Raw genomic sequence first — 4095 nt, 5'->3', positions numbered from 1 at the left:
AAAGTTTAGGTCAAGGCGGCGTGCCGCCGCGGTCAAGACGCGGAATCGCTCGACAAGTCTCGCTCGTTGTGGATTAAGGAAAGTTAATTGACGCGGGCGAAGAAACTACCGAGCGGGCGAACACAGTTCGCCCCTACGATTAGCTGACAGATTTTTCTAAGACAACTGAAAGTTTAGGTCAAGGCGGCGTGCCGCCGCGGTCAAGACGCGGAATCGCTCGACAAGTCTCGCTCGTTGTGGATTAAGGAAAGTTAATTGACGCGGGCGAAGAAACTACCGAGCGGGCGAACACAGTTCGCCCCTACGATTAGCTGACAGATTTTTCTAAGACAACTGAAAATTTAGGTCAAGCCTTTTTAAAGGCTTTTTGATTCTAAAGCGGTGGACAGAGTCCACCGCTTAATTTTCTCTTATTAGCAACATTAGTTGATAAAGGCGAACTGCGTTCGCCTAAGAAAAAAACAAATGTTGGGCTTCGCCCAAAAGTATTTCGCTCTCTGCGGAGAGCGACCAAAGGCTCTGCCATAGGTGACTACCTTTGGAAACTGCAAGCTTTTGAAAAAGCTTGAGCAAAACTTTTAAGGTCTTGGAGGAAGTGAGTTCGCTAAGATAAAAAAAGCCCAAGGATAATTTCCTTGAGCTTTTTATTATACTTATTTAAATCAATTACTTGATTACTCTTACCTTGATAATGCCATCAATAGCTTCAATAGCAGCTACATCAAAATCGCCTGTTACATCAAGTATTGTGTATGCGTATTCTTTTCTTGATTTGCTCTGCATATTCTCAATGTTAGCACCCGCAAGAGCAGTTGTTACCGCACTAATCATATTTGGAACATTCTTGTGAATAACACAAATTCTTGTACCTGTGCCACGAGCCATAGAAACTGCCGGAAGTGTTACGGAATTCTTGATATTACCATTCTCAAGGTAATCCTTAATCTCGTCAGCAGCCATCTTTGCACAGTTATCTTCTGATTCAGGTGTAGACGCACCGAGGTGAGGTGTTACGATTACATTTTCAACATCAAGAAGTTCCGGTGCTGCAAAGTCTGTGATATACTTTGCAATTTTTCCATCAGCAACTGATGAAAGAACTGCTTCATTATCAGCCAAATCTCCACGAGCAAAGTTGAGAATACGAACGCCGTCCTTCATCTTTGCAATGTTCTCCTTGCCGATTACACCCTTTGTTTCTGGTGTGAGCGGAACATGGAGCGTGATATAATCGCTATTTTCGAAAATATCATCAAGAGAAACAACATGTTTAACCTTTGGTGAAAGTCCCCATGCTGCGTCAACAGAAATGAATGGGTCGTAACCGAGAACATTCATTCCGAGTGAAACTGCTGCATTAGCAACAAGAATACCGATAGCACCAAGACCGATTACGCCAAGTGTCTTGCCCTTGATTTCAGGACCGACAAACTGGCTCTTTCCTTTTTCTACGAGCTTTGCTGCATCTGCATTATCCTTAAGAGTCTTTGCCCACTCAATACCCTCAACAATCTTTCTTGAGCTGAGGAACAATGCTGAAAGAACAAGTTCCTTAACAGCATTTGCATTAGCACCAGGTGTATTGAAAACTACGATACCCTGCTCTGTGCATTTATCAAGAGGAATATTGTTGACGCCTGCACCTGCTCTTGCGATTGCGAGAAGGCTTGAAGGAAGTTCCATATCGTGCATAGATGCTGAACGAACAAGAACTGCATCAGGATTTTCAACAGAATCTGCAACATTGTAGTTATCGCCAAGGCGAGAAAGTCCTGCCTTAGAGATTTTATTAAGTGTAAGAATATTATACATTAAAATCAACCCTCTGATGTTATTTATGATTAGGCGTTCTTAGCCTCGAACTCTGCCATAAACTTAACAAGAGCTTCTACTCCCTCATATGGCATTGCATTGTAGATGGAAGCACGCATACCGCCAACTGTTCTATGTCCCTTGATATTAACAAGACCATGCTCTGTTGCTTCCTTAACGAACTTAGCGTCAAGCTCATCACTGCCTGTAACGAAAGGTACATTCATAAGTGAACGATCCTCTGGAACAACTGTGCCTCTGAACATCTTAGAATTATCAAGGAAGTTATAAAGCAATGCTGCTTTCTTCTCGTTGAGCTTCTGCATATTCTCAAGACCGCCGATTTCGTTCTTAATCCACTCAAGAACGAGCTTTGCAATGTAGATTGTGTAGCAAGGTGGTGTATTGAACATAGAGCCGTTATCTGCGTGTGTCTTGTAATCGAGCATTGTAGGAGTGATGTCACGAGCATGACCAATGAGATCCTCACGAATGATTACTACTGTAAGACCAGCAGGAGCCATATTCTTCTGAGCACCTGCATAAACCATACCAAACTTGGAAACATCAAGTGGTGTAGAAAGAATGCAGGAAGAAATATCAGCAACAAGCGGTACATTTCCTGTTTCAGGAATTTCATGATAAACTGTGCCGTAGATTGTATTATTCATACAAATATAGAAATAGTCAGCATCCTTTGTGAATGTTGATGGGTCGAGCTTAGGAATATATGAGAAAGTCTTATCCTTAGAAGAAGCAACTACATTAGCTTCGCCATAGCGTGCAGCCTCTTTATAAGCCTTTGTTGCCCATTGACCTGTAAGAACATAGTCAGCCTTGCCTGAACCATTCATAAGGTTGAGAGGAATAGCAGCGAACTGTGTTGACGCACCGCCCTGGAGGAAGAGAACCTTATAGTTATCAGGAATGTTCATAACCTCACGAAGAAGGCTTTCTGCACCCTCGATAATTGTACCGTAAATCTTTGAACGGTGGCTCATCTCCATAACGGATTGACCGCTACCCTCATAGTCCAGCATTTCTGCTGCTGCCTTTTTAAGAACTGATTCGGGAAGCATAGAAGGGCCTGCCGAAAAATTGTATACTCTGCTCATTATATTTAGCCTCCAATAAATTTGCGGTTTTTCCGCATAATATTATGATAAGTAACATCTTTAATTATAGTGCTTATAAATCGCCTTGTCAATATAAAGACTCCTAAAAAATTTGCATAAATTGGCAGTGTTTCTTGCATATTGTGTAGATTATATTGCAAAAAGAATTATATTTACATCAATCGCACAGTTTTTTTAATGTAAATTCACCGTTCTCATAAATCATATAGCTATGATTACTTCCGTTTTTTGGAATGGAAACTGAGCCCGGATTTACATAATAAAATTCTCCGAAGGTTTCATTTGCAGGAATGTGTGTATGTCCATTCAAAAGAATATCTCCGCTTTTAAGCATTGGGGGATTCTGCGGATTGAATTTATGTCCATGTGTAGCATAAATAGTTTTATTTCCGTCATAAATTATTGCATACTCTGCCATAATAGGAAAATCCAGAACCATTTGGTCAACCTCTGTATCACAGTTTCCACGAACACATATTATCTCGTTTTTAAGAGAATTAAGAATAGCTATAACACCTTTTGGATTATATCCAAGCGGTAAATCATTTCGTGGCCCATGATATAGTAAATCGCCAAGAAGTAACAGCTTATCTGCACCCTCCTCACGATATTTTTCAGCCATAATTTTACAGTAATGTTCCGAACCATGAATATCCGATGCTATAAAAATCTTCATTTTAACACTCCTAACAAAAGCATTTATTACATAATACTCTCTGTTTTCATTTTTTGTCAAGCTAATATTAAATCGCTGTTATTTAATATTAACTTATGTACTAATCTTAGACAATTAAAGTTTAGGTAAAGGCGGCGTGCCGCCGCGGTCAAGACGCGGAATCGCTCGACAAGTCTCGCTCGTAGTGAACAAGGGAAGTTAATTGACGCGGTCGAAAAAATTACCAAGCGGGCGAACACAGTTCGCCCTTACAATTAACTAACGCACTTCCTCAAGACAGATAAAAGTTTAGGTCAAGCCTTTTCAAAGGCTTGCGGTTTCCAAAGGCGGAGCCTTTGGTGGGTTTTAAGGGCAACGCCCTTAACATTTCTTTACTTCCAAAGCGGTGGACTTTGTCCACCGCTAAATTCTCTCTTGTTAGTAACATTAGTCTTACAGGGAACCCCCTGCGAGGGTTCCCTACGAAAAACA

Annotated in this window: 4 protein-coding genes; all 4 read right to left on the bottom strand. The window is 41.0% G+C overall.

Annotated features, from left to right (window positions below; all coding sequences use genetic code 11):
* Positions 1 to 666: 666 nt before the first annotated feature.
* Complete coding sequence (locus ACLU24_RS14390; RefSeq protein WP_412613337.1) at positions 667 to 1812, bottom strand: 3-phosphoglycerate dehydrogenase family protein; 1146 nt, start codon at positions 1810 to 1812, stop codon at positions 667 to 669.
* A 29-nt stretch (positions 1813 to 1841) separates the two neighbouring features.
* Positions 1842 to 2927 (bottom strand): 3-phosphoserine/phosphohydroxythreonine transaminase, encoded by a 1086-nt coding sequence (gene serC / locus ACLU24_RS14385; RefSeq protein ID WP_412613336.1) that lies wholly within the window; start codon positions 2925 to 2927, stop codon positions 1842 to 1844.
* 178 nt (positions 2928 to 3105) lie between these two features.
* Positions 3106 to 3624 carry a phosphodiesterase gene (yfcE, locus tag ACLU24_RS14380; protein ID WP_412613335.1) on the bottom strand — a complete coding sequence of 173 codons (519 nt, stop codon included), beginning with the start codon at positions 3622 to 3624 and terminating at the stop codon, positions 3106 to 3108.
* 271 nt (positions 3625 to 3895) lie between these two features.
* Positions 3896 to 4095: hypothetical protein (locus ACLU24_RS14375; protein WP_412613334.1), on the bottom strand; the 200-nt coding region annotated here is incomplete at its 5' end.

It is taken from the genome of Pseudoruminococcus sp. (genome assembly GCF_047012705.1).
GTDB lineage: Bacteria > Bacillota > Clostridia > Oscillospirales > Acutalibacteraceae > Pseudoruminococcus.
The sequence above is the reverse complement of the archived record's forward strand: the minus strand, read 5'-3'. Positions and strand labels throughout refer to the sequence as shown.

What these genes read in the sequence shown, in the direction of transcription:
- ACLU24_RS14390 (WP_412613337.1), bottom strand. Translation starts at nt 1,812, where the DNA reads ATGTATAATATTCTTACACTTAATAAAATCTCTAAGGCAGGACTTTCT.
- serC (WP_412613336.1), bottom strand. Translation starts at nt 2,927, where the DNA reads ATGAGCAGAGTATACAATTTTTCGGCAGGCCCTTCTATGCTTCCCGAA.
- yfcE (WP_412613335.1), bottom strand. Translation starts at nt 3,624, where the DNA reads ATGAAGATTTTTATAGCATCGGATATTCATGGTTCGGAACATTACTGT.